Raw genomic sequence first — 24,009 nt, 5'->3', positions numbered from 1 at the left:
TTGCATTTTTTGCGCTTCACGCAAGGCCTCGTCCGTTCACCCGGCTGCCTTCTGTCGCGCTGACATATACGAAAGAAAAGAATGACATTTGAATCACTAGGCCTGCACGCATCCGTCCTCAAGGCACTGACCGAATCCGGCTATACCGAACCGACGCCCGTCCAGGCGCAGGCGGTTCCCGCCGGCATCGCAGGCCGCGACATGATGGTGTCGTCGCAGACCGGCTCGGGCAAGACGGCAGCCTTCATGCTGCCCGCCCTGCACAAGTTCGCGGTCCAGGCCGACGAACAGCCGATGGGCGGCCGTACCGTCAATCAGGAAATGCAGTCGGCCCGCGCCCGCGGCGAACGCCCGCGCTTCCGCGCCGCGCAGCCCAAGATGCTGGTGCTGACGCCGACGCGCGAACTGGCGCTGCAGGTCACCACCTCGACCGACAAGTACGGCGCCTTCATGCGCCGCGTCAAGGCCGTCTCCATCCTCGGCGGCATGCCGTATCCGAAGCAGATGCAACTGCTGTCGCGCAACCCGGAAATCCTGGTCGCCACGCCCGGCCGCCTGATCGACCACATGGAATCCGGCAAGATCGATTTCTCGCAACTGCAGATCCTGGTGCTGGACGAAGCCGACCGCATGCTCGACATGGGCTTCATCGACGACATCGAGAAGATCGTCGCCAACACGCCGGAAACCCGCCAGACCATGCTGTTCTCCGCCACGCTCGATGGCGTGGTCGGCAACATGGCCAAGCGCATCACCAAGGACCCGCTGATCATCCAGATCGCCAGCTCGGCCACCAAGCACGAGAACATCCAGCAATGCGTGCACTTCGTCGATGACCTGTCGCACAAGAACCGCATGCTCGATCACCTGCTGCGCGACGAGACGATGGACCAGGCCGTGATCTTCACCGCCACCAAGCGCGACGCCGACACCATTGCCGACCGCCTCAACATCGCCGGCTTCGCCGCCGCCGCACTGCATGGCGACATGCACCAGGGCGCGCGCAACCGCACGCTGGACGGCCTGCGCCGCGGCCAGATCCGCGTGCTGGTCGCCACCGACGTCGCCGCGCGCGGCATCGACGTGCCGGGCATCACCCACGTCGTCAACTACGACCTGCCGAAGTTTGCCGAAGACTATGTGCACCGCATCGGCCGTACCGGCCGCGCCGGCCGCAAGGGCATCGCGGTATCGTTGGTCAACCATGCCGAAAGCATGAACGTCAAACGCATCGAACGCTTCATCAAGCAACTGATTCCGGTCAACGTCATCGAAGGCCTGGAACCCAAGCGCACCGCAGCGCCGCGTTCGAACAAGCCGAACGGCTGGCGTCCGGGCGACAACCGCAGCGGCAATGGCGGTCGTCCGGGCCAACGCACCTTCAGCAAGCCGGGCAATGGTCCGCGCCGCGAAGGTTCGGCATACGGCAAGGGACCGCGCACCGGCGACGCCGGCAGCCAGCGCCGCTCCTTCGGCGAACGCTGATCTCGAATCGTCGAGTCGCAAAAGAAAACGGGCCGCAAGGCCCGTTTTCCATTGCGCTCCCGGATTCGTCAGGCCATGCGCTCCGCAAGATAATCGACAAAGGTGCGCACCTTGGCCGACAGATGCTTGCGGCTCGGATACAGCGCATGGATGCCGATCTTCGGCCCCGGATGATCGGGCAGCAGTTCGACCAGGCGGCCACTGCGCAAATCCTCGCCAACGATGAAATGCGGCTGCCAGATCATTCCCGCGCCATCGAGCGCCGCCAGCCTCAGCATGTCGCCGTTGTTGGCACGCATGGGACCGTCTATGCGCACCGCCCCCGCCCCACCCTCAAAGCGCCACTCGTCGCCGCCGCTCGCATAGCTGTAGTTGAGACAGGCATGCCGCGCCAGATCGGCCGGTGCGCTCGGCGTGCCGCAACGCTCTAGATAGGAAGGCGCCGCACACAGGACGATGCGGTCGGCTGCCAGCTTGCGCGCGATCAACCCCGATTCCGCCAGCGAACCGACCCGTATCGCCAGATCGAAACCTTCCTCGATCAGATCCACGCGGCGGTCGGCCAGGGCAATATCCAGCCGGACCTCCGGATAACGGCGCAGGTATTCGGTCAGCAAGGGCGCAATGCGGATGATGCCGAACGACACCGGCATCGCCACCTTGAGCGTGCCGCGCGGCACGGCCGTCAGTTGGGCTGCCGCCTGCTCGGCCTCATCGAGATCGGCCAGGATCTGCAGGCAGCGTTCGTAATACACGGCGCCCGACTCGGTCAGACTCAGGCGCCGCGTGGTGCGATTGAGCAAACGCGTGCCCAGATGGTCCTCCAGCATGCCCACATATTTGGACACCACCGCCTTGGACGCGTCGAGACGCGCCGCCGCGGCCGTGAAGCTCTCGCTTTCGACCACGGCGACGAAGGTTTTCATGCAGGTCAGAACATCCATTATCAACAATACGTGAACAATTTTTCACATATTACCCAATTTATCAATGATTCGATGACGACTATCCTTCTTTCAATGAGAAGGAAAAATGCATGACCTTTGTCGTCACCGAACCCTGCATTCAATGCAAATACACCGATTGCGTCGTCGTCTGCCCAATGGACTGCTTCTTCGAGGGACCTAACTTCCTCGTCATCCATCCGGATGAATGCATAGATTGCTCGATGTGCGTAGCCGAATGCCCGGTCGGTGCGATTGTCGGCGACCGCGAGATCGCACCGCAGCAGGCGCACTTCATCGAGATCAACCGGCAACTGGCGAACAATCCGGACTGGCAACGCATCACCGCCCGCAAGCCGCCGCTGCCCGATCACGAACACTGGGCACGCGAGACCGTCAAGCTGGCACAACTCGAAAGGAAACCCCATGAGCGCACATGACTATCGCGTCACACTCGAATATCTGGGCGGCAAGCATGCCGGCAGCGAGCTGCATGCACCATTGCAATTCGAGGCCGGCAATCACGACGACCTGTTCGACATCATCGCGCACGTGCAGGCCTCCGGCCTTGCCGATCCCGACGAGGCGGCGGCGCTGGCACTCGGTCTCAAGCTGTTCGGCGAAGTGCTGCTCAAGCACCGCAAGGACCCGCTGTTTGCCGAACTGCAACCGGTCTTCGGCGAATTCATCGGTGCCTTCAAGCAGCGCATCCGCGACACGCAGGAAGGCAAGGCTGGCCCGCTCGCGTAACCCTATCCGGCAAAGGAAATCATCATGTCCTCCACCCTGCCCACCCTTTTCATTCCGCACGGCGGCGGCCCCTGCTTCTTCATGGACTGGCCGAGTGATCCGCGCATGTGGAACCGCATGGCAGACTTCTTGCGGCAAACCGGCGAGACCCTGCGCCCGCGTGCCATCCTGGTCGTCTCGGGCCACTGGGAAGAGGACGCCTTCACCACGGGCGCGACAACGCAGCCCGCGTTGATCTACGATTACTACGGTTTCCCGCCGCACACCTACGCGCTCACCTACCCCGCCCCCGGCAATGCCGAACTGGCTGCGCGCGTGCGCACGCTGCTGCAGCAAGCCGGCCTGCCGGTGCGCAGCGACGAGACGCGCGGCTGGGATCATGGCGTGTTCATTCCGCTCAAGGTCATGTATCCGAAAGCGGACATTCCCATCGTGCAGTTGTCGATGAAGAAAGGGCTGGATGCGGCCGAACACCTGCGCGCCGGCCAGGCGCTGCAAAGCCTGCGCGACGAAGGCGTGCTCATCATCGGCAGCGGCATGAGCTTCCACAACATGCGCGGCTTCAGCCCCGCCTTTCGCGACGCCTCCGAACAGTTCGACGATTGGCTGTCGAACATGGCGAGCCAGCCGGCGACCACGCGCACTGCGATGTTGCAGAACTGGCAAAATGCACCGCATGCGCGCGAGGTACAGCCGCATCCGGACCATTTGCTGCCCCTGATGGTGGCCGCGGGCGCCGCCGGCGACGATGCCGGTGCGCGAATTTTCCAGGATACGGTCATGAACGTGGTGGTTTCCGCACTTGCCTTCGGCACTTGGAAAAACGCCACAGAAAACCCTGCAGAGGCGCCCGCGGCTTGACATCGAGCGGTCAGAAGCCTAAAGTAGCAGCATCATGTCCAAGACATCCATCTCTTTCCGCACCCCAATGTACGCTGCCGCAGCTCTGCCGGCAGCGCTACTGCTATCGCTACGACTAATCTGATCGTAGCGTTCTGTCGTGCCCTGCCGGTGCTCCCTTTGCCGGTGTCGTTTCCCCCAATCAGGCTGTACCCGAAAAACATGCATATCCAGGCCCTTCCTGTCACGTTGATTGCCAGCGCCATCGCCGCCGTCATGTCGCGCGCCTGGAACCTGCTATGCCTACCGATCGGTTACCCGGCCATGCGCCCCGTGGCAGCCGGGTAGCCCTCCGCCACAGCCCGATTACCGAACAGCAAACAAGAACACTCAGCAAGGAAGAACATCATGATGTTGAAGAACCCGTCCTCCAAGTACCGCGCCTTCGAACCGGTTCGCCTGACCGACCGCACCTGGCCCAACAAGACCATCACGACGCCGCCGATCTGGATGAGCACCGACCTGCGCGACGGCAACCAGGCGCTGATCGACCCGATGGATTCGGCCAAGAAGCTGCGCTTCTTCGAGATGCTGGTCAACATCGGCGTCAAGGAAATCGAAGTCGCCTTCCCGTCCGCCTCGCAGACCGACTTCGACTTCTGCCGCAAGCTGATCGAAGAAAAGCGCATCCCCGACGACGTCACTGTCGAAGTGCTGACGCAGGCGCGCGAAGACCTGATCCGCCGCACCGTGGATTCCGTCACCGGTGCTCGCCGCGCCATCGTGCACATGTACAACGCGACCGCTCCCTCGTTCCGCAAGATCATGTTCAACATGACCAAGGAAGAAGTGAAGGAACTGGCCGTCAAGGGCACCAAGCTGATCAAGGAACTGACCGACGCGCGCCCCGAGACCGAATGGGTCTATCAGTATTCGCCGGAAGCCTTCAGCATGACCGAACTGGACTTCGCCAAGGAAGTCGTTGACGCCGTCTCCGAAGCCTGGGGCCCGACGCCGGAGCGCAAGATGATCGTCAACCTGCCGGGCACGGTCGAGGTCAGCACGCCCAACGTCTATGCCGACCAGGTCGAATGGATGCACCGCAACCTCGCGCGCCGCGACTCCATCATCATCAGCCTGCACCCGCACAATGACCGCGGCTGCGCCGTCGCCGCCGCCGAACTCGGCGTGATGGCCGGCGCCGACCGCGTCGAAGGCTGCCTGTTCGGCAACGGCGAACGCACCGGCAACGTCGATCTGGTCACGCTCGCATTGAACCTGTACTCGCAGGGCATCGATCCGGGCCTGGACTTCTCCGACATCGACGCGATCCGCCAGACCGTCGAGGAATGCAACCAGATTCCCGTGCATCCGCGCCATCCGTATGCGGGCGACCTCGTCTTCACCGCCTTCTCCGGTTCGCACCAGGACGCGATCAAGAAGGGCTTCGCCAAGCAGAAGAAGGACGAGATCTGGGAAGTGCCGTATCTGCCGGTCGATCCGGCCGACCTCGGCCGCAGCTACGACGCCGTCATCCGCGTCAACAGCCAGTCCGGCAAGGGCGGCATGGCCTACCTGCTCGAACAGGAATTCGGCCTTGTGCTGCCGCGCCGCCTGCAGATCGAATTCAGCCGCGTGGTGCAGCGCGTGACCGACGAGACCGGCCGTGAAGTGGTGGCCGGCGACATCCACGGCATCTTCAAGAGCGAATACGTCGATGCCGTCACGCCCTATCGCTACGTCAGCCATCACATGGAAGACAACAGCGGCGAGATCACCATCAAGGTCGAACTGCAGAAGGACGGCAAACCGCTGACGGTGAGCGGCAAGGGCAACGGCCCGATCGATGCCTTCGTCGATGCGCTCGGTCTCGACATCAAGCTGATGGACTTCCACGAGCACGCGATCGGCTCGGGCGCCGACGCCAACGCCGCCAGCTACATCGAGCTGCGCGTCAACGGCGGCCCGACCCGCTTCGGCGTCGGCATCGACAGCAACATCATGACGGCCTCGTTCCGCGCCGTGCTGAGCGCGGTCAACCGCGACAGTGCCTTGAATGTGAAAGCTGCGTGATCCGTACCTGCAATAAAAAAAGCCGCTGACAATCAGCGGCTTTTTTATTGTGGCGGCGACAAACGTTCAGGACGCGTACTTGACGCTGCAGCCATACGGCCGCGTCACGGCTTGTGCCACGCTCTCGCCTTTCAGCACCGATTCCAGCGCGGTCTTGAAGAGCGGATCGGCCTTCTGGATATCCTCCACGCGCGGCGAGGCGATGCTGTCGATGCCGCCGGCATAGCGCAGCACGCCCTTCGCATCGATCACGTACATGTGCGGCGTGGTGCGTGCGTCATACGCCTTGCCCAGCGTGCCTTGCGGATCGAGCAGGATTGTGCTCGGCGCGGCCTTGCGGCTGGCGGTCAGCTCGTCGGCCTTCTTGCCGTCAACATGCCCCTGCTCGCCGGGTGCCGATGAAATCACGCTCAGCCACACCACGCCGGCATCGGTCGCCTGCTTCTGCAGACCCTGCATGTTGGCCGAACTGTAGTGCTTCTTCACGTACGGACAATCGTGGTTGGTCCATTCCAGCACCACCACCTTGCCCTGGTAATCGCTGAGCTTGTGCTGCTGGCCCTTGCTATCGACGGCCGTGAAGGCCGGCGCCGGCTGGCCGACGGCGGGTGCAGCCGTGGCCGAAGTGAACGCCATGCCGCTGCCAAGCAAAACGGCAGCCAGCGCGGTGGTGCGCAGCATCGCGCGGCGGGAAACGACGGAAAAACTGCTCATGAGATCCTCCTGTACGTAGTAAAAGAAAACGAAACAAACAAACCAACGTCGCAGCGCATCACTGCGGCTGCGCAAAGGCATCGGTCACGATCGACTGCGTCAATACCGGCGGCAGCACCAGCGGTTCCGCGCCAGCCGGATAGAAGGCATAGAACGGCAATCCATCGCGCTGGAAGGAGTGCAGAAAAGCCGTAATCGCGGGATCGCGATTGGTCCAGTCGCCCTTCATATAGACCACGCCATGCTCCTTCATTGCCTGCTGCACGACGCCCGACGACAGCGTGGTGCGCTCGTTGACGAGGCAGGTGATGCACCAAGCGGCCGTCATGTTGACGAACACCGGCTTTCCTTCGGCACGCAAGGCGGCAAGACGTTCCGCGCTGTACGGCTCGGCGTCGGCAGCCTTCACGCCGGCCGATGCCACCTCTGCCTGCTGCGCAGGCAGTACTAGAGTCAAACCGAGCAAGACGACAAGGCCGGCCAGCGCAAGACCGCGCGGCCACCACGCACGCCAGCCGCCATGCTGTCCCAGACCCGCGAGCCACGCCACCAGGCCGACCAGCACCGCGCCCGCCAGCGCCACGCGCAAACCCGGCTCGCCGGCCTGCTGCACCAATACCCAGAGCAGCCAGGCTGCCGTCGCATACATCGGAAAGGCCATGGCCTGCCGCAAGCGCAGCATCCACACGCCGGGCCGTGGCAGTCGCTGTGCCAGCGCCGGGAACAGGCCAAGCAGCAGGAAAGGCAGCGCCAGGCCCAGGCCCATCAGGATGAACACGACGAGGCTGTATAGAGCCGGCGCCGCCAGCGCCGAACCGATCGCGGCGCCCATGAACGGCGCCGTGCACGGCGTCGCCACCACCACCGCCAGCAGGCCCGTGAAGAAGCTGCCAGCATGGCCCTGGCGCGTGGCAAGATGCTGTCCCCTGCCTGCCAGCGACGCGCCGATCTCGAACACGCCGGACAGATTCAGGCCGATCGCCAGCATCAGCCAGCACATCGCCGTCACGAACAGCGGCGACTGGAACTGGAAGCCCCATCCGACCGCCGTGCCGCCCGCGCGCACTGCCAGCAGCGCCAGGGCCAGCGCAAGGAAGGCCGTCAGCACGCCGAGCGTATAGAACAGGCCGGACAAGCGCACCGCGCGGCGGTCGCTGCCCGACATGCCGGCCACCGCCGCCGCCTTGATCGCCAGCACCGGGAACACGCACGGCATCAGGTTCAGGATCAGGCCGCCGAGAAAGGCGAACAGCGCCATCTGCCACAACGGCAGAGCAGCCGGCACGCTCCCTGCCGCCGCAGTGGCAGCAGGTTGCACGTCGAGCGCGAACCAGCGCCTGGTACCGCCGCCATCGGTCACCGCCAGCAAGCCGGCCGAAGCGGCAGTCGGCACGGCGTTCTGCCCTTCCCGCAGCATCAGCGTCAGTACGCCCTCCTCGACCTTCCATTCCTGTTCGGCAACGTGATCGACGACGCCCCAGTCCTCAGGGAAGTACAGCGCCGAACGCACGGTCTGCGCCGACAGCCCCTCGCCGTCCACGCGCAGCTGTAAGCCGCCGTTACCGGCCGGCGACAACGAGACCTGCCACGGCATGACCTGCGGCTGGCGCGTATCGGCCGTCTCGAAGGCGGCCAGCACTTCGGCCGCAGCCGGCTGCGCTGCCGCGGCTACCGGCAGTTCGAGCCGAAAGGTGCCTTCCTCGGGAATGCATTCCTTTTCGCAGACGACCCAATCCGCCTTCGCCTCGATGGCCAGGCGATCGCCTGGCTGCAGATCGCGCGGCACGGTCAGCGTCATGGGAAAGACGATCTCGTTTTCGTAACCGTAACTGGCGACCGGCCCGATGATGAAACGGTCCGGCCCCGGCCATGCGATCTCGCCAACGGTCGCGCCTTGCGGCAACGTGAAATCGACATGCGGTGGTGACCCGGCATCGCCCGGATTCTTCCAGTAGGTATGCCAATGCGGTGCCAATCTCTGGCGCAAGCCAAGACGTACCTCCTGCCCAGGCATCACGACTGCGCTTTCGCTGATCAACGAAACGGTCGCGCGCGGGCTTTGCTGAACGTTGCTTTCCACAGCGCACGCGGCTGACGACAACCAGCCCAGCAGGACAAACAGCACGTGCGCGAAAAAACGCAAGAGCGTCGGGTAAGTGTGACTCATGCTGTTCGAAGTCCGTTCATCGTTTGCCATGAATTTGCAAAGCAGAAGGCATAGCGGTCCATCCAAATTGGGTGCAAGTACATGCCAACAGATGAAGGCACTACGGTGCTCACGATGCGCGAAGTTTCACAGATGTTTCCATCCGCAATGGAGGAATGTGCAGTGTAAACAAAACGATTGCAGAGGATTAACAAAGCAACCTTGAACGGTCCCACCGCAGTCCTAGCCTATCCACGCATTAATTTGACGCTCTTCCCCCGTGTTCAATCATCTTGTGCAACAAATGGAATAAGGAAAGCAAGATTACTTAGTTGACGACAATTCTAGGCGGCTAATACCATGATCGATCCGATTACATCCAGTAAAGCCAGTAATGCCCCAAGCTCTAGATCCGTTCCGTCGGCGTGGAAAACAACACCAGCCATTCGGGGCTTCCTAATGGATGCCTTGGCCGCATATTCAAAGGTGCAGGGAAAAGCCAAGGATGTACTGGCGCGTCTCGGACCGACGATCACACCGCTGGATACGGAACATAGCATCTCGGAACGGGCAATCCGATTACTCCAGGAACGAGGAATTATCGAAACCTGGTACTACGACTGCCCTGCATTCGTTCTACTTGGTTCGCGCAGCAGCATGTCCGCTTCCGGGCGCGATTACATTCCGGCTTCCGAACACGTGGGCCTGCACAATCTGGTCACGGTAGATCTCAGCCCATTGCACGATGGCATATGGGGAGATTGTGCAAGAAGCTTCGTAATCGAACAAGGAAAATGGACGCAAACACCAAAAACCGGAGAGTTCTTACTCGGCCTCCAGGCTGAGGCCCATTTACACTGGGCGATGCGTTCCTTCGTCGAGCCGACGACCACCGTTGATGCGCTCTACCATTTCGGCAATGCTGAAATTCAGCGTCTCGGATTCGAGAATCTGGATTTCATGGGCAACCTCGGGCATAGCATCGCCATGCGACGCGAAGACAGGAGTTACATAGCGCCTGGGGATCATACTCCGCTGAGCAAGCTTTCATTCTTCACCTTTGAACCGCATATCAGACAATACAACGGTGCCTGGGGATTCAAGCATGAAGAAATTTACTACTTCGGTAACAACGGGAAATTGCGGCTGTTGTGATGCCATCATCGATCAATCTGCATATCCTTCTGATCAATCACGCCTCTAATTCACATGAATCTCCTGCGCATCTCGGACCTCGACAGCGAGGATGTGTACAAGGTATTCAATCTTGTCGATGCTCCACCACCACATCTAACAGGTACAGTCGGCTGGTCCTTTGAAGGCAATGGCATTCGCACCCGTACCACCTTCATCCAGGCTTTCCGTGAACTCGGATTGAATTTCACTGAATTGCCTAATCTTCTCAAGACTAGTGAACGCGCATCGGACTTGGCAGGATATCTTGACCCCTTCTATGTACTGTATGTGATTCGCGAATCGAACCATGCGCGCCTTGCCGAATTTGCTTCCGCCTCCTGCCGCCCTGTCATCAATGCCATGTCGCAGGAAGGCCATCCGTGCGAAGTATTGACCGATGCCTATTACATCCATACGCAATTGCAGCCATTGAAGAACGCAAAAATCTGCTTATGGGGACCACCCACCAACGTCTTTCGCTCATGGCATGAACTCGCCGACAGGCTCGGCATTTCCCTTACACATGTCTGCGCTGCCAGATTTCATGAAACGGCGAGAACCGGGATATTCACCGAGCACACGCCCACCTTCGCAGATATCGTCATCACCGATACATCGTCAGCCCACAGAAATGAAACAACGGAAGCCTTGAATAGGACCCATCTTGCAAGCATGGGCAATCCGAAACTCCTTCCGACACCACCTTTTTCGATAGGGAATGAACTTGCATTCGATCCACTTGGCTATCTAGGTTTCTGTGGCTATCGACAAAAAACGATGCTGCTCGCGGTGCAAAAAGCACTGATTCTCTATCTTGTCCAGAATTCGAAGAGCTACTCACCTCTCGCATGAACCAATCATCCTTTTCCTCATCGGGCAATTGTGTAGTCGAACGTGCTCAGGGCGATGCTTCAACCATCATCGCCGAGATGCTTCATCCCTACCTGAGGGAACTTGGTACCAGTGAGCCTTATCCCTATCTGCCACTCTACTGGCAGGAAAAAGAAAGACATCCGTTCCTGATCAAAGACGGTATTAAAGTCATCGGCTTTGTACTAGTCCGCGCTCTTGACGAGCACCATATTTTCGAGTTGGCAGAGTTCTACATCTTTCCAAAAGAGCGCGGAAAAGGATACGGTCGCTCCGCAGTACAGCAACTGTTTTCCCTTTTCCAAGGTCGATGGAAATTAACCATCCTTGCAGGCAACTCCGCTGCGCTCGGATTCTGGCGCAAGGTAATGCCACTATTTTCAGAAGAGATAACGGATAAGGAAGATGGAAGCCAGACCTTTACGTTTCAAGTCGATTTCGGCCAAAATGAGTAATGAACCGTGTTCCAGTCGATCCGACGTCACGATCACTGATGTAACGACAGAGGATCTTGACGAACTGGTCGCCATCAGGATCGAAGCCATGCGCGAAAGCCTTGAACGCATTAAAAGATTCGACCCGGTGCGCGCTCGCGAACGATTCACCAGCAATTTTGATCCCCAAAGGACAAAATTCATCCTCCTAGGACATCAAAGAACAGGCTTTTTCGTCACCAGGATTCTTCCGCACACACTTTTACTTGACCACTTATACATTATTCCCGCTTACCAGAATCAAGGTATCGGCCGACATGTCCTTTCGCACATTTTCAAGGAAGCCGATGGTGTCGGTCTTCCGGTTACAGTAGGCGCATTGCGCGAAAGCGCATCCAATCGTTTCTACCTCCGTCATGGATTCAAGCTTGTAAAAAGCGACGAATACGACAATTACTATCAGCGATGAATGCGATCCAATTGATTGGTCCGGGTGCCGCCGGAAAAACGACGCTGGGCAGGGCCTTGGCAGAGCGGCTCGCTCTTCCTTTCTTCGATCTCGACCAGGAATTCATTCGTAGAATAGGCAATATATCCTCCTTCATTAATACATTCGGCTATCCAGCCTATGCCCGGCAGAACGTGATCCACTATCTGCAAATGACAAAAGGGGCATCCTCTCCAGCCGTCATCGCACTGTCTTCCGGTTTCATGACTTACCCCAAAAACGTCCATCCGGATTATGCCGACCTGCTTGATCAGATCGCCTATGGTCCGTCCACGCTGGTGTTGCTTCCATCCCTGGATTTCGAAACCTGCGTGGCGGAAACAGTCCGTCGCCAAATGCAGCGCCCATTTGCACGCTCGCCGGAACGGGAAGAAGAAGTCATACGAGCCCGTTTCCTGCCATACGCAGAATTACCTGCAAAGAAAATTGAAACCCTGGAACCGATAGAGAAACTGCTGGAAAGCGCGCTCAATCTTCTTGACGACAAATTCACAGAAAATCAAATCCGAAAATCACATGGATAACGCAACTACTATCAGACACTTGCGAGAACAAGGAAAGCACCTAGAGGCGCGCGATCTTGCCGCCGCCCTTGCCAACGCGCATCCCGACAATGCCGAAATTCAGTTCGAGGCTGCCAGCGTCCATGATTATCTGGACGAAGAAGCACAAGCCGTTTCGTACTATCTTCTGGCACTAAAGGGAACTCTGCCCGGCGAGAGACGCCGCGAAGCATTTCTTGGATTAGGCAGCACTTATCGAACGCTTGGCCGTTATCTTGAAGCAGAGACAATTCTTCGGAAAGGGTTGGTGGAATTCGAAGAAGGAAATGAATTCAAGGTCTTTCTGGCGATGACGCTACATCATCTTGGAAAAGGCAAAGAAGGAATGGAGCTATTGCTAAGAACTCTTGCAGAAACGACTGCCGACCGCCACATCCTGCATTATCGACGCGCAATCAATCACTACGCAAAAGATCTTGACGCCCGATTCTGAAGCGGAACTCCTGCTCCGGCAAAAACGTGCGCACATGTCAAGAAACACTCCGACATAGCAAAGCCCCTTCATTGCCCTCGCCTGTTCAATTCCCTCACTAACGCGCTAGCCTGATCCCGCTGAACTGCCAGCGCGCCGCCGACGGAAAGAAGTTGCGGTAGCTGCGCCGGCTGTGCCCGTCCGGCGTGACGCACGAGGAACCGCGCAGCACGTACTGGTTGGCCATGAACTTGCCGTTGTATTCGCCAAGCGCACCCGCGACCGGCGCATAGCCCGGATACGGCGCGTAGCTGCTCGAGGTCCATTGCCAGCACACGCCGAACAACTGCGTCAGGATGCTTTCATCGGACAACATGGCCTGCTCGGCCGCGTGTTCCCACTCGGCTTCGGTCGGCAGGCGCGCACCGGCCCAGCGCGCATAGGCATCGGCCTCGAACCAGGAAATTTGCGTGGCAGCCGCATGCGGATCCAGCGGCTGCAGGCCGTGCAAGCCGAACACGTGCCAGCCGCTGCCGGCATGGCCGAAAGCCTGCTGTCCATCGCTCTCTTCCAGCAACTGCCAGTACAGCGGATGCGCGATGCCTTCGCGCTGCACCCAGTCCCATCCTTCCGACAGCCACAGCGCCGGCTTGCGATAGCCGCCGTCTTCAATGAAGGCCAGGTATTCGCCGTTCGTCACGAGGCGCGAGGCCAGCAGATAGGGTTCGACGAACTGGCGATGGCGCGGCAGTTCATTGTCGAAGCAGAAGCCGCCCGTCGAACCGATGGTGACGATGCCGGCGTCGATTGCCTGCCATTGCAGCGGCTGCTCGCTGGCCGACGGCGGCGGGCGGTTCGCATAAGCGGGCTTGAGCGGATTGCAGGAAAACAGGTGCAGCAGATCGGTCATCATCAGTTCCTGGTGCTGCTGCTCGTGCTGCAGGCCGAGTTCGACCAGATCGGCGACCTGTGCCATGTCGTCGAGCACCAGCGCATAGGCCGGCGACAGCAGCTTGCGCATGCGTTCATCGACGTCGCGGCGATATGCAAGGACCTCGTCCAGCGAAGGCCGCGTCAGCAGACCGCGATGCGGACGCGCGTGCCGGTCGCCGACACCGTTGTAATAGGAATTGAAGAGCACGCGAAAGGCCGGATCGAAGGGCTGGAAATCGCGTTCGAAGCGTTCGAGGATGAAGGTCTCGAAAAACCAGGTGGTGTGCGCGAGATGCCACTTGATCGGACTGGCGTCGGTCATCGATTGCGCGCAGCAGTCCTCGGCGGACAGGGGTTCGGCCAGCGCCGCGCTGTGCGCACGCACATTGGCAAAGCGCGCCGGCAACACGCCGGGATCGATCAGGTGGATGGCTTCGGTCTTGGCGTTCATGCTGGCTCCGAAAATAAATGTCCGCGGGTCACGCGCTCACGCACAACCCGCGGCAGGATGTGTGGCGAATGGATCAGGCGGCGGGCGCTACCCTGCGCGAGCGTGACAGACGATGAACCATTCCTGCGGGTCGGTCCAGACCGTGACGTCCTCGAATCCCGCCTGCGCCAGCAGCGTCGTGAAGTTCTGGCGCGTGTATTTGTAGCTGCTTTCGGTATGGATGCGCTCGCCGGCCTCGAAGCGGCGCACGCCCGAAGGCCAGCGCACGGTCTGCGGCGAACGCGCTTCCAGGTGCATCTCGATGCGACTCTGCTCGGCATTGAAGAAACCGCGGTGCTGCCACTGGCGCAGGTCGAAATCCGTGTCCAGCAGGCGGTTCAGGTGCAGCAGCAGGTTGAGATTGAACGAGGCCGTCACGCCTAGTGCATCATCGTACGCCGCATCGAGAATTTCCGTTTCCTTGACCAGATCGACGCTGATCAGGATGCCGCCATCCGCCCTGCCATCGTGCACGCAGGCCGCATGCACGCGCTTGAGGAAGGCGAGCGACTGCTCGGGCGTGAAGTTGCCGATCGACGAACCCGGATAGAAAAACAGGCGGTTGCGGCGATGCACGGCCGGCGGCAGCGCCAGCCCGCTCGAGAAATCCATGCCGATGCCGGCCATCGCGATCTGCGGGAACTGATGCTGCAGGCGCTCGACCGCATCGCGCAGGAACTCGACCGAGATATCGATCGGTACATATTGTGAAGGCTGCAGGAAGGGAAACAGGCGCGCCGCCTTGGCGCAATTGCCGGCGCCCAGATCGATCAGCGTGCTGCCGGTGCCGGCAGTGGCGGCGATATCGGCCGCATGGCGGTCGAAGATCATTGCCTCGGTGCGGGTCGGGTAATACTCGGGCAGTTCGCAGATCGCCTCAAACAGCTTGGAGCCAAGTGCGTCGTACAGGTACTTGGGCGAGGTGTAGGCGTGCTCGGCGCTGAGTCCGGCGAGCAACTCTTCCTTCGCCTGCGCCGGGTTGCCTTCGGCCAACTGGATGAACTGGCTCAAGCTGCGTTCACGTCCCGCCGCCCCGCTCATGTAGCGGGACCGGTCGGTCTTTGCCGGCTGCACCCTGGCTGCCGGCCTGTCTGTCACGTGCATGCGCGCCCCTTCTCCTTTGAGTGCATTTCCGCCCGTCAAGAAGTCGCCGGCCGGTTCGCCTGCGCTCCGATGCCGGAACGAAACCGTATCAGGTGCTACTCTATGCGCTTTGCCCGCCGCGGCGATGTGCGGAAACGCACTTCCACGTCCGGCAATCCGGGCAGGCAACAATAAAACAGAACCAAACAGAAACGCCTTCATGACTCCGCGTCCCACCCGAGAACAATCCAAGGGCAGCCTTGCCCTGCTGCGCGGCCTGACACGCTTCCTGCGCCCCTACCGCGTGCAGATCGTGCTGGCCGGCATCGCCCTGCTGGTCGCAGCCGCCGCCACGCTCGCGATCCCGTATGCATTCCGCCAGATGATCGATCTCGGCTTCGGCGCCAATGGCATCCAGAGCACCACGCACATCAATACCTATTTCCTTGCGCTGTTCGGCGTTGCGTCCGTGCTGGCAATAGCCACCGCCGCACGCTTCTATGCGGTGTCGTGGCTGGGCGAGCGCGTGACGGCCGACGTGCGCAGCGCGGTCTATGCGCACGTCGTCACGCAAAGCCCGGAATTCTTCGAGACCACGCAGAGCGGCGAGGTGCTGTCGCGCCTGACCACCGACACCACGCTGATCCAGACCCTGATCGGCACCAGCATCTCGATGGCGCTGCGCAACGCGCTGCTGTTCGCAGGCGGCCTGGTGATGCTGTTCGTGACCAGCATCAAGCTGTCGTCCATCATCATCGTGATGCTGGCGGCGGTCGTGCTGCCCATCGTGCTGTTCGGCCGCCGCGTGCGTTCGCTGTCGCGCGATTCGCAGGATCGCGTGGCCGATGCCTCGGCGCTGGCCGGCGAGATTCTCAATGCGATGCCGACCGTGCAAGCCTATACGCACGAAAGCATCGAGGCGCAGCGCTTCGGCCACACCGTCGAGAACGCCTTCGGCACCGCAGTGCGGCGCATCCGCGCCCGCGCGCTGCTGACGGTGATCGCGATCCTGCTGATCTTCGGCGCCATCGTCTTCGTGCTGTGGCTGGGCGCGCATGCGGTGATCGACGGCAGCATGAGCGCCGGCCAGCTGGGCCAGTTCATCCTGTACTCGGCCATCGTAGCGGGCGCGGTCGGCGCCTTGTCGGAAGTGCTCGGCGATGCGCAGCGCGCGGCCGGCGCCACCGAGCGCCTGATGGAATTGCTGGAAGTGCAGTCGCCGATCTCCTCACCCGCCGCGCCGCTCAAGCTGCCGCCGCGCCGCGCCAACGGCGCCGCACTGACGCTGGACCACGTTACCTTCCACTACCCGTCACGGCCGCTGACGCCGGCACTGTCGCGCCTGTCGGTCGCGATCGACGCCGGCGAGACAGTCGCCATCGTCGGCCCTTCGGGCGCCGGCAAGACCACGCTGTTCCAGCTGCTGCTGCGCTTTTATGATCCGCAGGAAGGAGCTATCGAACTCGACGGCATCGACATCCGCCAGCTCGACCTGCACACGCTGCGCGACACCATCGGCATCGTGCCGCAGGACACCGTGATCTTTTCGGCCAATGCGATGGAAAACATCCGCTACGGCCGCCCCGGCGCCAGCGATGCGGAGGTGATCGCGGCGGCGAAGATGGCAGCGGCCCACGAATTCATCGAGCGCCTGCCGGAAGGCTATCGATCCTTCCTCGGCGAACGCGGCGTACGCCTGTCCGGCGGCCAGCGCCAGCGCATCGCAATCGCGCGCGCGTTGCTCAAGAACCCGCCGCTACTGCTGCTCGACGAAGCCACCAGCGCACTCGATGCAGAATCAGAGCGCCTGGTGCAAGGTGCGCTGGAAGCGGCCATGGTCGGCCGCACCACGCTGGTCATCGCGCACCGGCTGGCGACCGTACAGCGCGCCGACCGCATCATCGTGATGGAGCACGGCCGCATCGTCGAAAGCGGCACGCATGCGTCGCTGGTCGCCGCCGGCGGCCTGTACGCGGGACTGGCGGCGCTGCAGTTCGGCCACGCCTGAGGCGGCGCCGATCCATAGTCCCGATGCGCCGCGCCCGGCTCCGCGTTGACGGTAACATTGACGGTAAAATACGGGCTTTTACAGCGGCGCCGCGCCGGCTGTCCCCCATCACGGATCACACATAAAGATCACACTATGAAGCAGTATCTGGACCTGGTACGTACGATTCTCGATACCGGCACCTGGCAGGAAAACCGCACCGGCATCCGCACCATCAGCATTCCGGGCGCCATGATGCGCTTCGATCTGCAGAAGGACGGCTTCCCGGCGGTCACCACCAAGCGCCTCGCGTTCAAATCCGTGATCGGCGAACTGGTCGGCTTCCTGCGCGCCTCGCGCAGCGCCGCGGATTTCCGCGAACTCGGCTGCAAGGTCTGGGACCAGAACGCCAACGAAAACGCCGAATGGCTGGCCAATCCCTACCGCCTCGGTGAGGACGACCTGGGTCCGGTCTATGGCGTGCAGTGGCGCGCATGGCCGGCCTACAAGCTGATCGAGTCCGACCGCAAGGCGCAGATCCAGGATGCGCAGCAGCGCGGCTTCCGCGTGGTCGGCGTGGTCAAGGATCAGGGCACCGACAAGGTGCTGCTGTACAAGGCGATCGACCAGTTGCGCGAATGCCTGGACACCATCATCAAGAATCCGGGCAGCCGCCGCATCCTGTTCCACGGCTGGAACTGCGCCGAGCTCGACGCCATCGCGCTGCCGGCCTGCCACCTGCTGTACCAGTTCATCCCGAACGCGACGACCAAGGAAATCTCGTTGTGCCTGTACATCCGCAGCAACGACATCGGCCTCGGCGCGCCCTTCAACCTGGCCGAAGCCGCCGCCCTGCTGCACGTGGTCGGCCGCCTGACGGGCTACACGCCGCGCTGGCTCACCTATTTCATCGGCGACGCGCACATCTACGAGAACCATCTGGACATGCTGAAGGAGCAGTTGCAGCGCGAGCCGTATCCGTCGCCGCGGCTGGTGCTGTCGGACCGGATTCCGGATTACGCGGCGACTGGCAGATTTGAACCGGAATGGCTGGAGAAACTGGAACCGCTGGATTTCTCGCTGGAAGATTATCAGCATCATGCGCCGTTGACGGCACCGATGGCGGTTTGAGAATTGAAGTGACAACCAGGTAATTGACCTCATGCCCGCACACCTGACCCTCGTCGTCGCCGTCGATGCCCACAACGGCATCGGCATCAACAACCAGCTGCCCTGGCACCTGCCGGAAGACCTCGCGCATTTCAAGCGCACCACCTCCGGCCATCCGATCATCATGGGCCGCAAGACCTTCGATTCGATCGGCCGCCCGCTGCCGAACCGCCGCAACATCGTCATCACGCGCAATGCCGAATGGCAGCATGACGGCGTGGAAGCCGTGACGTCGATCGCCGCGGCAATCGCACTGGTCGGCGACGCGACGGCCTTCATCATCGGCGGCGGCCAGATCTTTGCCGACACCATGACGGTAGCCGATCGCCTGGTCGTCACGCACATTGCCAAGACCTTCGACTGCGACGCCTTCTTCCCGGCCATCGACCCGACCGTCTGGCAGGAAACGGCGCGCGAATCGCATCATTCCGACGCCGCCGGATTCGACTACGCCTACGTCACCTACGACCGCCGCGCGCCCAAGGCATAAGCAGCTTGTCACCCGGCAGTCACAATGCCGCCCTAGAGTGTGGAACTTCGCACACAGGGTGGCAGTTTTCCCCCTCTCGCGGTCCATATCTGCGAAAATTCGCTTTTTCCAAACGGCGCCCCTGAACCGCGCCGCGCCCTGCCATCCGCCTTGCTGGAGACTTCATGAAATTCCGTTTTCCCATCGTCATCATCGATGAAGACTACCGTTCCGAAAACACGTCCGGACTCGGCATCCGCGCGTTGGCGGAAGCGATCGAGAAGGAAGGCATGGAAGTGCTGGGCGTGACGAGTTACGGCGATCTGTCGCAGTTCGCGCAACAGCAGTCGCGCGCCTCGGCCTTCATCCTGTCGATCGACGACGAGGAGTTCGGCGCCGGCTCGTTCGAGGAAACCGATTACGCGCTGAAGTCGCTGCGCGCCTTCGTCGAGGAAATCCGCCACAAGAACGCCGACATCCCGATCTACATGTACGGCGAGACGCGCACCTCGCGCCACATCCCGAACGACATCCTGCGCGAGCTGCACGGCTTCATCCACATGTTCGAGGACACGCCGGAATTCGTCGCGCGCCACATCATCCGCGAAGCCAAGTCGTATCTGGACAGCCTGTCGCCGCCGTTCTTCCGCGCACTCGTCGAATACGCACAGGACGGTTCGTACTCGTGGCACTGCCCCGGCCACTCGGGCGGTGTCGCCTTCCTCAAGTCGCCGATAGGCCAGATGTTCCACCAGTTCTTCGGCGAGAACATGCTGCGCGCCGACGTCTGCAATGCGGTCGAGGAACTCGGCCAACTGCTCGATCACACCGGCCCGGTCGCCAAGTCCGAGCGTAATGCGGCGCGCATCTTCAATGCCGACCACTGCTACTTCGTCACCAACGGCACCTCAACCTCGAACAAGATGGTCTGGCATTCGACCGTCGCGCCCGGTGATATCGTAGTGGTTGACCGCAACTGCCACAAGTCGATCCTGCACTCGATCATCATGACCGGCGCGATCCCGGTGTTCCTGATGCCGACGCGCAACCACCTCGGCATCATCGGCCCGATTCCATTGAGCGAATTCTCGATGGACAACATCCGCAAGAAGATCGAGGCCAACCCGTTCGCGCGCGAAGCCGTCAACAAGAAGCCGCGCATCCTGACCATCACGCAATCGACCTACGACGGCGTGATCTACAACGTCGAAACGCTGAAGGACATGCTCGACGGCGAGATCGACACCCTGCACTTCGACGAAGCCTGGCTGCCGCACGCGACCTTCCACGACTTCTACAAGAACATGCATGCGATCGGCAAGGACCGTCCGCGTGCCAGCAAGTCGCTGATCTTCTCGACGCAATCGACGCACAAGCTGCTGGCCGGCCTGTCGCAGGCCTCGCAGATCCTGGTGCGCGAATCCGAGAGCGTGAAGCTCGACCAGGATGCCTTCAACGAAGCCTACCTGATGCACACCTCGACCTCGCCGCAGTATTCGATCATCGCCTCGTGCGACGTCGCCGCCGCCATGATGGAAGCGCCGGGCGGCACCGCGCTGGTCGAGGAAAGCATCCTCGAAGCGCTCGACTTCCGCCGCGCCATGCGCAAGGTCGAAGCCGAATGGGGCGACAAGGACTGGTGGTTCCAGGTCTGGGGCCCGGACAACTTCGCCGAGGACGGCATCGGCTCGCGCGAGGACTGGATGATCCGTGCCGAGGACAACTGGCACGGCTTCGGCAACCTCGCACCCGGCTTCAACATGCTGGACCCGATCAAGGCCACCATCGTCACGCCCGGCCTGTCGCTGGACGGCAAGTTCGGCGAATCGGGCATTCCGGCTTCCATCGTCACCAAGTACCTGGCCGAACACGGCGTCATCGTCGAGAAATGCGGCCTCTACTCGTTCTTCATCATGTTCACCATCGGCATCACCAAGGGCCGCTGGAACACGCTGCTGACCGCGCTGCAGCAGTTCAAGGACGACTACGACAAGAACCAGCCGATGTGGCGCATCCTGCCCGAGTTCGCCGCCGCCAACCCGCGCTATGAACTGGTCGGCCTGCGCGACCTGTGCCAGATGATTCACGACTTCTACAAGGCCTACGACGTGGCGCGCCTGACGACCGAGATGTACCTGTCGGACATGCAGCCTGCAATGAAACCGTCAGACGCCTTCGCCAAGATGGCGCACCGCGAGATCGAACGCGTCGCCATCGACGACCTCGAAGGCCGCGTGACTTCCATCCTGCTGACGCCGTACCCGCCGGGCATTCCGCTGCTGATTCCGGGCGAGCGCTTCAATCGCACCATCGTCGATTACCTGCGCTTCGCACGCGACTTCAACGAAAAATTCCCGGGCTTCGAGACCGACGTGCACGGCCTCGTCACGCGCGAGGTGGACGGCAAGCGCGGCTACTTTGTCGATTGCGTGAAGCAATAGGAGCGCAGTCATGAAACCGCGCATCTCGGTCATCACGCTGGGCGTCGATGATCTCGAACGCGCGGTGGTGTTTTACCGCGATGGACTGGGACTGCCGACGGAAGGTATCGTCGGCACCGAGTTTGCGCACGGCGCGGTCGCCTTCTTCGATCTGCAGGCAGGACTCAAGCTCGCGCTGTGGCCGCGTGCCAGTATTGCGCACGATACGGGACTACCCGCCACGCCACCGTGCCCGACCAATTGCACCATCGGCCACAACGTCGCCTCGCGCGAAGAAGTCGATGCCGTGATGGCGCAAGCCGAGGCGGCCGGTGCCGTTATCGTCAAGCCGGCGCACGCCACGTTCTGGGGCGGCTACGCCGGCTACTTCCAGGATCCCGACCGTCACGTATGGGAAGTCGTCTGGAACCCGCAGTTCGCCCTGCCCGACTGAATTGCGGTAAGGTCATGAAGACCGTTCGTTCCGCTCGCAATCGTCAGGAGGCATCATGGCCGTACGCATCGTCAGGCTGGGCAGCGCCCGCGCGCCCAATGAAGGCCTACGCATAGGCACCGTGCGGCGCCCGCCGCGCGGCATTCCCAAATCGGAGTTTGCGGAACAGGACTGGTACGACGTCTGGTTTCCCAATCTGGCGCCGTCGCCGGAAACGCTCAAGTTCGCGCATCAGGCCAGGACGCCGGCCGACTGGCGCGCCTTCTTCAACCGCTATCGCGCCGAAATGAGCGCGCCGGACAGCCAGCATGCAATCGAATTGCTGGCTGCTCTGTCGCACACGACGGACTTCTCGGTCGGCTGCTATTGCGAGGACGAGGCGCACTGCCACCGCTCCATCCTGCGCACGCTGCTCGCCAAACACGGCGCGAAGATCGCCGGATGACCTACAATACCCGTCGTCCCGTCTTCCTCCAAAGAGCATAACGATGCGCAGAATTCCGCTATTTCTTCTCGGCCTGATTTTCAGTACCACTGCCCTTGCGATCGATACACAGCGCGTCGTCAAGCATGGCGTACTGCCGCATACGGGTCAGGCGGTAGTAGTGGCGGAAGGAGATCTGGAACCGCGCAGCATCGGCAGCTACGCGGTACGGCTGTATGCAAAGAACGATCCGGCCTATCCCTACGACCGCTTCGTAGCCGGTATCGTCCACACGCGCAACGGCGTGGTCGATGCGCTGCGCTTCGAGGACATCGACGGCGACAACAAGCCGGAAATCGTGGTGATCGTGCGCTATACGGGCAGCGGCGGCTTCATCAGTGCCGACGCCTTCGCGCCGCATGGCAAGACCCTGCGGTTGGTATCCTCGATCGCCGGCCTGCCGGCCGACCAAGACCCCATCCTTGTGCTCAAGCGCAAGCGCGGCAAGCGGCGTTGAGGCCTGGCAGCGACGACTGCCCTAGCCCGCCAGCAATCCCACCAGACCGCCGCCCAGCAGCAGCCACAGCGGATGCAGCCGCGTCTTCCATGACAGCAAGGCGGTGCACGCCGTGATCAGCGCCAGCCACCAGTTGTGGTCCGATGCATGCGCGATCAGCGCCGCGCTGGCCGCGACCACGCCCGCCGTCACCGGCACCAGCCCGGCCTGCACGTGACGCCGCCACGGATGATCCTTGTAGCGTCCCCATGCATGCAGCGCCATCATCGTGAGGATCGAGGACGGACCGAACTTGGCGACGGATGTCACCACGAAGCCGGCCCAGCCCGCCACGTGCCAGCCGATCAGCGGCACGATCATCATGTTCGGCCCCGGCGCAGCCTGACTCAGGGCAAACAGCGCGCTGAATTCCTGCGCCGTCATCCAGTGGTGGATGTCCACCACCTGCCGCTGCATTTCCGGCAGTACCGTATTGCCGCCGCCGAAGGCAAGCAAGGCAAGTTCGGAAAAGATCAGCGCCAGCGCGATCAGGGTCTGCATCATTTGCGCAGCCTCGAGACGAGCAAAATGCTGAGCGGCGTCATCACCAGCATGGTCCACAACAGCGGCAGGCGCAGCAAGGCAATCGCCGCAAAGCTGACGAGCGCCACCGCAATCGTCGGCAAGCCGCCGCGCAACTGCCGCACGATCTTGATCGCCATCGCCACCAGCAGGCCGGCCGCAGCCGCAGCCAGCCCCGCGAACATGTGCTCGACCTGCGGATCGTTCTGGTAGCGCTGGTACAGCACGCCGAGCAGCACCACCGTCATCGACGGCACCGCGATCAGTCCCAGCAGACCCGCGATGCCACCGCGCACGCCGCGAAAACGCATGCCGACCGCGACCGACATGTTGATCATGTTCCCGCCCGGCAGAAACTGGCACAGCCCGAGCATCTCGGTGAACTCGTCCTCGCTGAGCCAGCGCTTCTGCTCGACCAGCATGCGATGCGCAAGCGGCAGCGCACCGCCGAAGGCCATCATGCCAAGGCCGAGAAAACCGAGAAACAACTGTTGCGTGGTCGGTGGCGGCGCATGCGCCGGCTCCGGCAATGCGGATTCGCCTGTCGCCTCTGTCGATTCGGGAGTGTCTTTCATGCGCAAAGGTT

At 61.6% G+C, this 24,009-nt stretch carries 25 protein-coding genes; 18 read left to right on the top strand and 7 right to left on the bottom strand.

Annotated elements, in window-relative coordinates:
* The first annotated feature begins 81 nt into the window (after positions 1-81).
* Positions 82-1,485, top strand: a complete 1,404-nt coding sequence (locus IEV38_RS14155) for a DEAD/DEAH box helicase (protein ID WP_188397201.1) — start codon at positions 82-84, stop codon at positions 1,483-1,485.
* 68 nt (positions 1,486-1,553) lie between these two features.
* Here the strand turns inward: IEV38_RS14155 and IEV38_RS14150 are convergent, their stop codons facing one another.
* Entirely contained in the window at positions 1,554-2,411 is an 858-nt protein-coding gene (locus tag IEV38_RS14150) for a LysR family transcriptional regulator (protein ID WP_229729065.1), read from the bottom strand.
* A gap of 110 nt (positions 2,412-2,521) precedes the next feature.
* Here IEV38_RS14150 and fdxA point away from each other — a divergent pair, with 110 nt between their 5' ends.
* The 4 genes from fdxA (at position 2,522) to leuA (ending at position 6,092) form a co-directional block, all read left to right on the top strand.
* Positions 2,522-2,869, top strand: a complete 348-nt coding sequence (fdxA, locus tag IEV38_RS14145; RefSeq protein ID WP_188397198.1) for a ferredoxin FdxA — start codon at positions 2,522-2,524, stop codon at positions 2,867-2,869.
* Positions 2,856-3,179, top strand: a complete 324-nt coding sequence (locus IEV38_RS14140) for a DUF3861 domain-containing protein (protein WP_188397196.1) — start codon at positions 2,856-2,858, stop codon at positions 3,177-3,179. Before fdxA ends, IEV38_RS14140 begins: the two co-directional genes overlap by 14 nt.
* A 24-nt stretch (positions 3,180-3,203) precedes the next feature.
* The gene (locus IEV38_RS14135) at positions 3,204-4,040 is read left to right on the top strand and encodes a DODA-type extradiol aromatic ring-opening family dioxygenase (protein ID WP_188397194.1); all 837 of its coding nucleotides are present in this window, start codon (positions 3,204-3,206) and stop codon (positions 4,038-4,040) included.
* A 387-nt stretch (positions 4,041-4,427) separates the two neighbouring features.
* A complete protein-coding gene (gene leuA, locus IEV38_RS14130) occupies positions 4,428-6,092 on the top strand; it encodes a 2-isopropylmalate synthase (protein ID WP_188397192.1) in 1,665 nt (554 codons plus the stop codon).
* Positions 6,093-6,158: 66 nt separating this feature from the next.
* Here the strand turns inward: leuA and IEV38_RS14125 are convergent, their stop codons facing one another.
* Both IEV38_RS14125 and IEV38_RS14120 read right to left on the bottom strand, forming a co-directional pair.
* Positions 6,159-6,806: a redoxin domain-containing protein gene (locus IEV38_RS14125; protein WP_229729064.1), complete on the bottom strand. Its 648-nt coding sequence runs from the start codon at positions 6,804-6,806 to the stop codon at positions 6,159-6,161.
* A gap of 58 nt (positions 6,807-6,864) precedes the next feature.
* The gene (locus tag IEV38_RS14120) at positions 6,865-8,973 is read right to left on the bottom strand and encodes a protein-disulfide reductase DsbD family protein (protein WP_188397190.1); all 2,109 of its coding nucleotides are present in this window, start codon (positions 8,971-8,973) and stop codon (positions 6,865-6,867) included.
* Positions 8,974-9,312: 339 nt separating this feature from the next.
* On the opposite strand from IEV38_RS14120, the gene IEV38_RS14115 reads away from it, so the two are divergent.
* The 6 genes from IEV38_RS14115 to IEV38_RS14090 are packed head-to-tail and all read left to right on the top strand — an operon-like array spanning position 9,313 to position 12,936.
* Positions 9,313-10,107 carry a M24 family metallopeptidase gene (locus IEV38_RS14115; protein ID WP_229729063.1) on the top strand — a complete coding sequence of 265 codons (795 nt, stop codon included), beginning with the start codon at positions 9,313-9,315 and terminating at the stop codon, positions 10,105-10,107.
* 54 nt (positions 10,108-10,161) lie between these two features.
* Positions 10,162-10,980 carry an ornithine carbamoyltransferase gene (locus IEV38_RS14110; protein WP_188397188.1) on the top strand — a complete coding sequence of 273 codons (819 nt, stop codon included), beginning with the start codon at positions 10,162-10,164 and terminating at the stop codon, positions 10,978-10,980.
* Positions 10,977-11,453: a GNAT family N-acetyltransferase gene (locus IEV38_RS14105; RefSeq protein WP_188397186.1), complete on the top strand. Its 477-nt coding sequence runs from the start codon at positions 10,977-10,979 to the stop codon at positions 11,451-11,453. Before IEV38_RS14110 ends, IEV38_RS14105 begins: the two co-directional genes overlap by 4 nt.
* On the top strand, positions 11,446-11,901 hold the full coding sequence (locus IEV38_RS14100; protein ID WP_188397557.1) for a GNAT family N-acetyltransferase: 456 nt from the start codon (positions 11,446-11,448) through the stop codon (positions 11,899-11,901). Before IEV38_RS14105 ends, IEV38_RS14100 begins: the two co-directional genes overlap by 8 nt.
* Entirely contained in the window at positions 11,898-12,464 is a 567-nt protein-coding gene (locus IEV38_RS14095) for a shikimate kinase (protein ID WP_188397184.1), read from the top strand. Before IEV38_RS14100 ends, IEV38_RS14095 begins: the two co-directional genes overlap by 4 nt.
* Positions 12,457-12,936: a tetratricopeptide repeat protein gene (locus IEV38_RS14090; protein ID WP_188397181.1), complete on the top strand. Its 480-nt coding sequence runs from the start codon at positions 12,457-12,459 to the stop codon at positions 12,934-12,936. The genes IEV38_RS14095 and IEV38_RS14090 overlap by 8 nt, the downstream gene beginning before the upstream one ends.
* Positions 12,937-13,033: 97 nt before the next feature.
* Here the strand turns inward: IEV38_RS14090 and egtB are convergent, their stop codons facing one another.
* Entirely contained in the window at positions 13,034-14,299 is a 1,266-nt protein-coding gene (gene egtB, locus IEV38_RS14085; RefSeq protein WP_188397179.1) for an ergothioneine biosynthesis protein EgtB, read from the bottom strand.
* A gap of 87 nt (positions 14,300-14,386) precedes the next feature.
* Positions 14,387-15,442 (bottom strand): L-histidine N(alpha)-methyltransferase, encoded by a 1,056-nt coding sequence (gene egtD, locus IEV38_RS14080; RefSeq protein WP_229729061.1) that lies wholly within the window; start codon positions 15,440-15,442, stop codon positions 14,387-14,389.
* A 199-nt stretch (positions 15,443-15,641) separates the two neighbouring features.
* On the opposite strand from egtD, the gene IEV38_RS14075 reads away from it, so the two are divergent.
* The 7 genes from IEV38_RS14075 to IEV38_RS14045 all read left to right on the top strand — a co-directional run bounded on the left by IEV38_RS14075 (position 15,642) and on the right by IEV38_RS14045 (position 22,862).
* Positions 15,642-17,429, top strand: a complete 1,788-nt coding sequence (locus IEV38_RS14075) for an ABC transporter transmembrane domain-containing protein (protein WP_188397177.1) — start codon at positions 15,642-15,644, stop codon at positions 17,427-17,429.
* Between the two features lie 135 nt (positions 17,430-17,564).
* Positions 17,565-18,539 carry a thymidylate synthase gene (locus IEV38_RS14070; protein ID WP_188397175.1) on the top strand — a complete coding sequence of 325 codons (975 nt, stop codon included), beginning with the start codon at positions 17,565-17,567 and terminating at the stop codon, positions 18,537-18,539.
* Between the two features lie 31 nt (positions 18,540-18,570).
* Positions 18,571-19,068: a dihydrofolate reductase gene (locus tag IEV38_RS14065; RefSeq protein WP_188397173.1), complete on the top strand. Its 498-nt coding sequence runs from the start codon at positions 18,571-18,573 to the stop codon at positions 19,066-19,068.
* Positions 19,069-19,232: 164 nt separating this feature from the next.
* Entirely contained in the window at positions 19,233-21,488 is a 2,256-nt protein-coding gene (locus IEV38_RS14060) for an arginine/lysine/ornithine decarboxylase (protein WP_188397171.1), read from the top strand.
* A gap of 10 nt (positions 21,489-21,498) precedes the next feature.
* A complete protein-coding gene (locus IEV38_RS14055) occupies positions 21,499-21,921 on the top strand; it encodes a VOC family protein (RefSeq protein WP_188397169.1) in 423 nt (140 codons plus the stop codon).
* A 55-nt stretch (positions 21,922-21,976) separates the two neighbouring features.
* Positions 21,977-22,366, top strand: a complete 390-nt coding sequence (locus IEV38_RS14050) for a DUF488 domain-containing protein (RefSeq protein WP_188397168.1) — start codon at positions 21,977-21,979, stop codon at positions 22,364-22,366.
* A gap of 43 nt (positions 22,367-22,409) precedes the next feature.
* Entirely contained in the window at positions 22,410-22,862 is a 453-nt protein-coding gene (locus IEV38_RS14045; protein WP_188397166.1) for a PliI family lysozyme inhibitor of I-type lysozyme, read from the top strand.
* Between the two features lie 21 nt (positions 22,863-22,883).
* Here the strand turns inward: IEV38_RS14045 and IEV38_RS14040 are convergent, their stop codons facing one another.
* On the bottom strand, positions 22,884-23,405 hold the full coding sequence (locus IEV38_RS14040) for a chromate transporter (protein WP_188397165.1): 522 nt from the start codon (positions 23,403-23,405) through the stop codon (positions 22,884-22,886).
* Positions 23,402-23,998 carry a chromate transporter gene (locus IEV38_RS14035; RefSeq protein WP_188397164.1) on the bottom strand — a complete coding sequence of 199 codons (597 nt, stop codon included), beginning with the start codon at positions 23,996-23,998 and terminating at the stop codon, positions 23,402-23,404. Before IEV38_RS14035 ends, IEV38_RS14040 begins: the two co-directional genes overlap by 4 nt.
* Between the last annotated feature and the right edge of the window lie 11 nt (positions 23,999-24,009).

Source organism: Oxalicibacterium flavum (genome assembly GCF_014635065.1).
Lineage (GTDB): Bacteria > Pseudomonadota > Gammaproteobacteria > Burkholderiales > Burkholderiaceae_D > Oxalicibacterium > Oxalicibacterium flavum.
This window is presented reverse-complemented; position numbering and strand designations above follow the sequence as displayed.

Excerpts from the sequence above, each read along its gene's own strand:
- IEV38_RS14135 (WP_188397194.1), top strand. The coding sequence starts at position 3,204 with ATGTCCTCCACCCTGCCCACCCTTTTCATTCCGCACGGCGGCGGCCCC.
- IEV38_RS14060 (WP_188397171.1), top strand. The coding sequence starts at position 19,233 with ATGAAATTCCGTTTTCCCATCGTCATCATCGATGAAGACTACCGTTCC.
- IEV38_RS14065 (WP_188397173.1), top strand. The coding sequence starts at position 18,571 with ATGCCCGCACACCTGACCCTCGTCGTCGCCGTCGATGCCCACAACGGC.
- IEV38_RS14055 (WP_188397169.1), top strand. The coding sequence starts at position 21,499 with ATGAAACCGCGCATCTCGGTCATCACGCTGGGCGTCGATGATCTCGAA.
- IEV38_RS14075 (WP_188397177.1), top strand. The coding sequence starts at position 15,642 with ATGACTCCGCGTCCCACCCGAGAACAATCCAAGGGCAGCCTTGCCCTG.
- fdxA (WP_188397198.1), top strand. The coding sequence starts at position 2,522 with ATGACCTTTGTCGTCACCGAACCCTGCATTCAATGCAAATACACCGAT.
- IEV38_RS14150 (WP_229729065.1), bottom strand. The coding sequence starts at position 2,411 with ATGAAAACCTTCGTCGCCGTGGTCGAAAGCGAGAGCTTCACGGCCGCG.
- IEV38_RS14110 (WP_188397188.1), top strand. The coding sequence starts at position 10,162 with ATGAATCTCCTGCGCATCTCGGACCTCGACAGCGAGGATGTGTACAAG.
- IEV38_RS14115 (WP_229729063.1), top strand. The coding sequence starts at position 9,313 with ATGATCGATCCGATTACATCCAGTAAAGCCAGTAATGCCCCAAGCTCT.
- IEV38_RS14070 (WP_188397175.1), top strand. The coding sequence starts at position 17,565 with ATGAAGCAGTATCTGGACCTGGTACGTACGATTCTCGATACCGGCACC.
- IEV38_RS14040 (WP_188397165.1), bottom strand. The coding sequence starts at position 23,405 with ATGATGCAGACCCTGATCGCGCTGGCGCTGATCTTTTCCGAACTTGCC.
- IEV38_RS14095 (WP_188397184.1), top strand. The coding sequence starts at position 11,898 with ATGAATGCGATCCAATTGATTGGTCCGGGTGCCGCCGGAAAAACGACG.
- IEV38_RS14100 (WP_188397557.1), top strand. The coding sequence starts at position 11,446 with ATGAGTAATGAACCGTGTTCCAGTCGATCCGACGTCACGATCACTGAT.
- egtD (WP_229729061.1), bottom strand. The coding sequence starts at position 15,442 with ATGCACGTGACAGACAGGCCGGCAGCCAGGGTGCAGCCGGCAAAGACC.
- egtB (WP_188397179.1), bottom strand. The coding sequence starts at position 14,299 with ATGAACGCCAAGACCGAAGCCATCCACCTGATCGATCCCGGCGTGTTG.
- IEV38_RS14050 (WP_188397168.1), top strand. The coding sequence starts at position 21,977 with ATGGCCGTACGCATCGTCAGGCTGGGCAGCGCCCGCGCGCCCAATGAA.
- IEV38_RS14035 (WP_188397164.1), bottom strand. The coding sequence starts at position 23,998 with ATGAAAGACACTCCCGAATCGACAGAGGCGACAGGCGAATCCGCATTG.
- IEV38_RS14155 (WP_188397201.1), top strand. The coding sequence starts at position 82 with ATGACATTTGAATCACTAGGCCTGCACGCATCCGTCCTCAAGGCACTG.
- IEV38_RS14120 (WP_188397190.1), bottom strand. The coding sequence starts at position 8,973 with ATGAGTCACACTTACCCGACGCTCTTGCGTTTTTTCGCGCACGTGCTG.
- IEV38_RS14105 (WP_188397186.1), top strand. The coding sequence starts at position 10,977 with ATGAACCAATCATCCTTTTCCTCATCGGGCAATTGTGTAGTCGAACGT.
- IEV38_RS14140 (WP_188397196.1), top strand. The coding sequence starts at position 2,856 with ATGAGCGCACATGACTATCGCGTCACACTCGAATATCTGGGCGGCAAG.
- leuA (WP_188397192.1), top strand. The coding sequence starts at position 4,428 with ATGATGTTGAAGAACCCGTCCTCCAAGTACCGCGCCTTCGAACCGGTT.
- IEV38_RS14045 (WP_188397166.1), top strand. The coding sequence starts at position 22,410 with ATGCGCAGAATTCCGCTATTTCTTCTCGGCCTGATTTTCAGTACCACT.
- IEV38_RS14090 (WP_188397181.1), top strand. The coding sequence starts at position 12,457 with ATGGATAACGCAACTACTATCAGACACTTGCGAGAACAAGGAAAGCAC.
- IEV38_RS14125 (WP_229729064.1), bottom strand. The coding sequence starts at position 6,806 with ATGAGCAGTTTTTCCGTCGTTTCCCGCCGCGCGATGCTGCGCACCACC.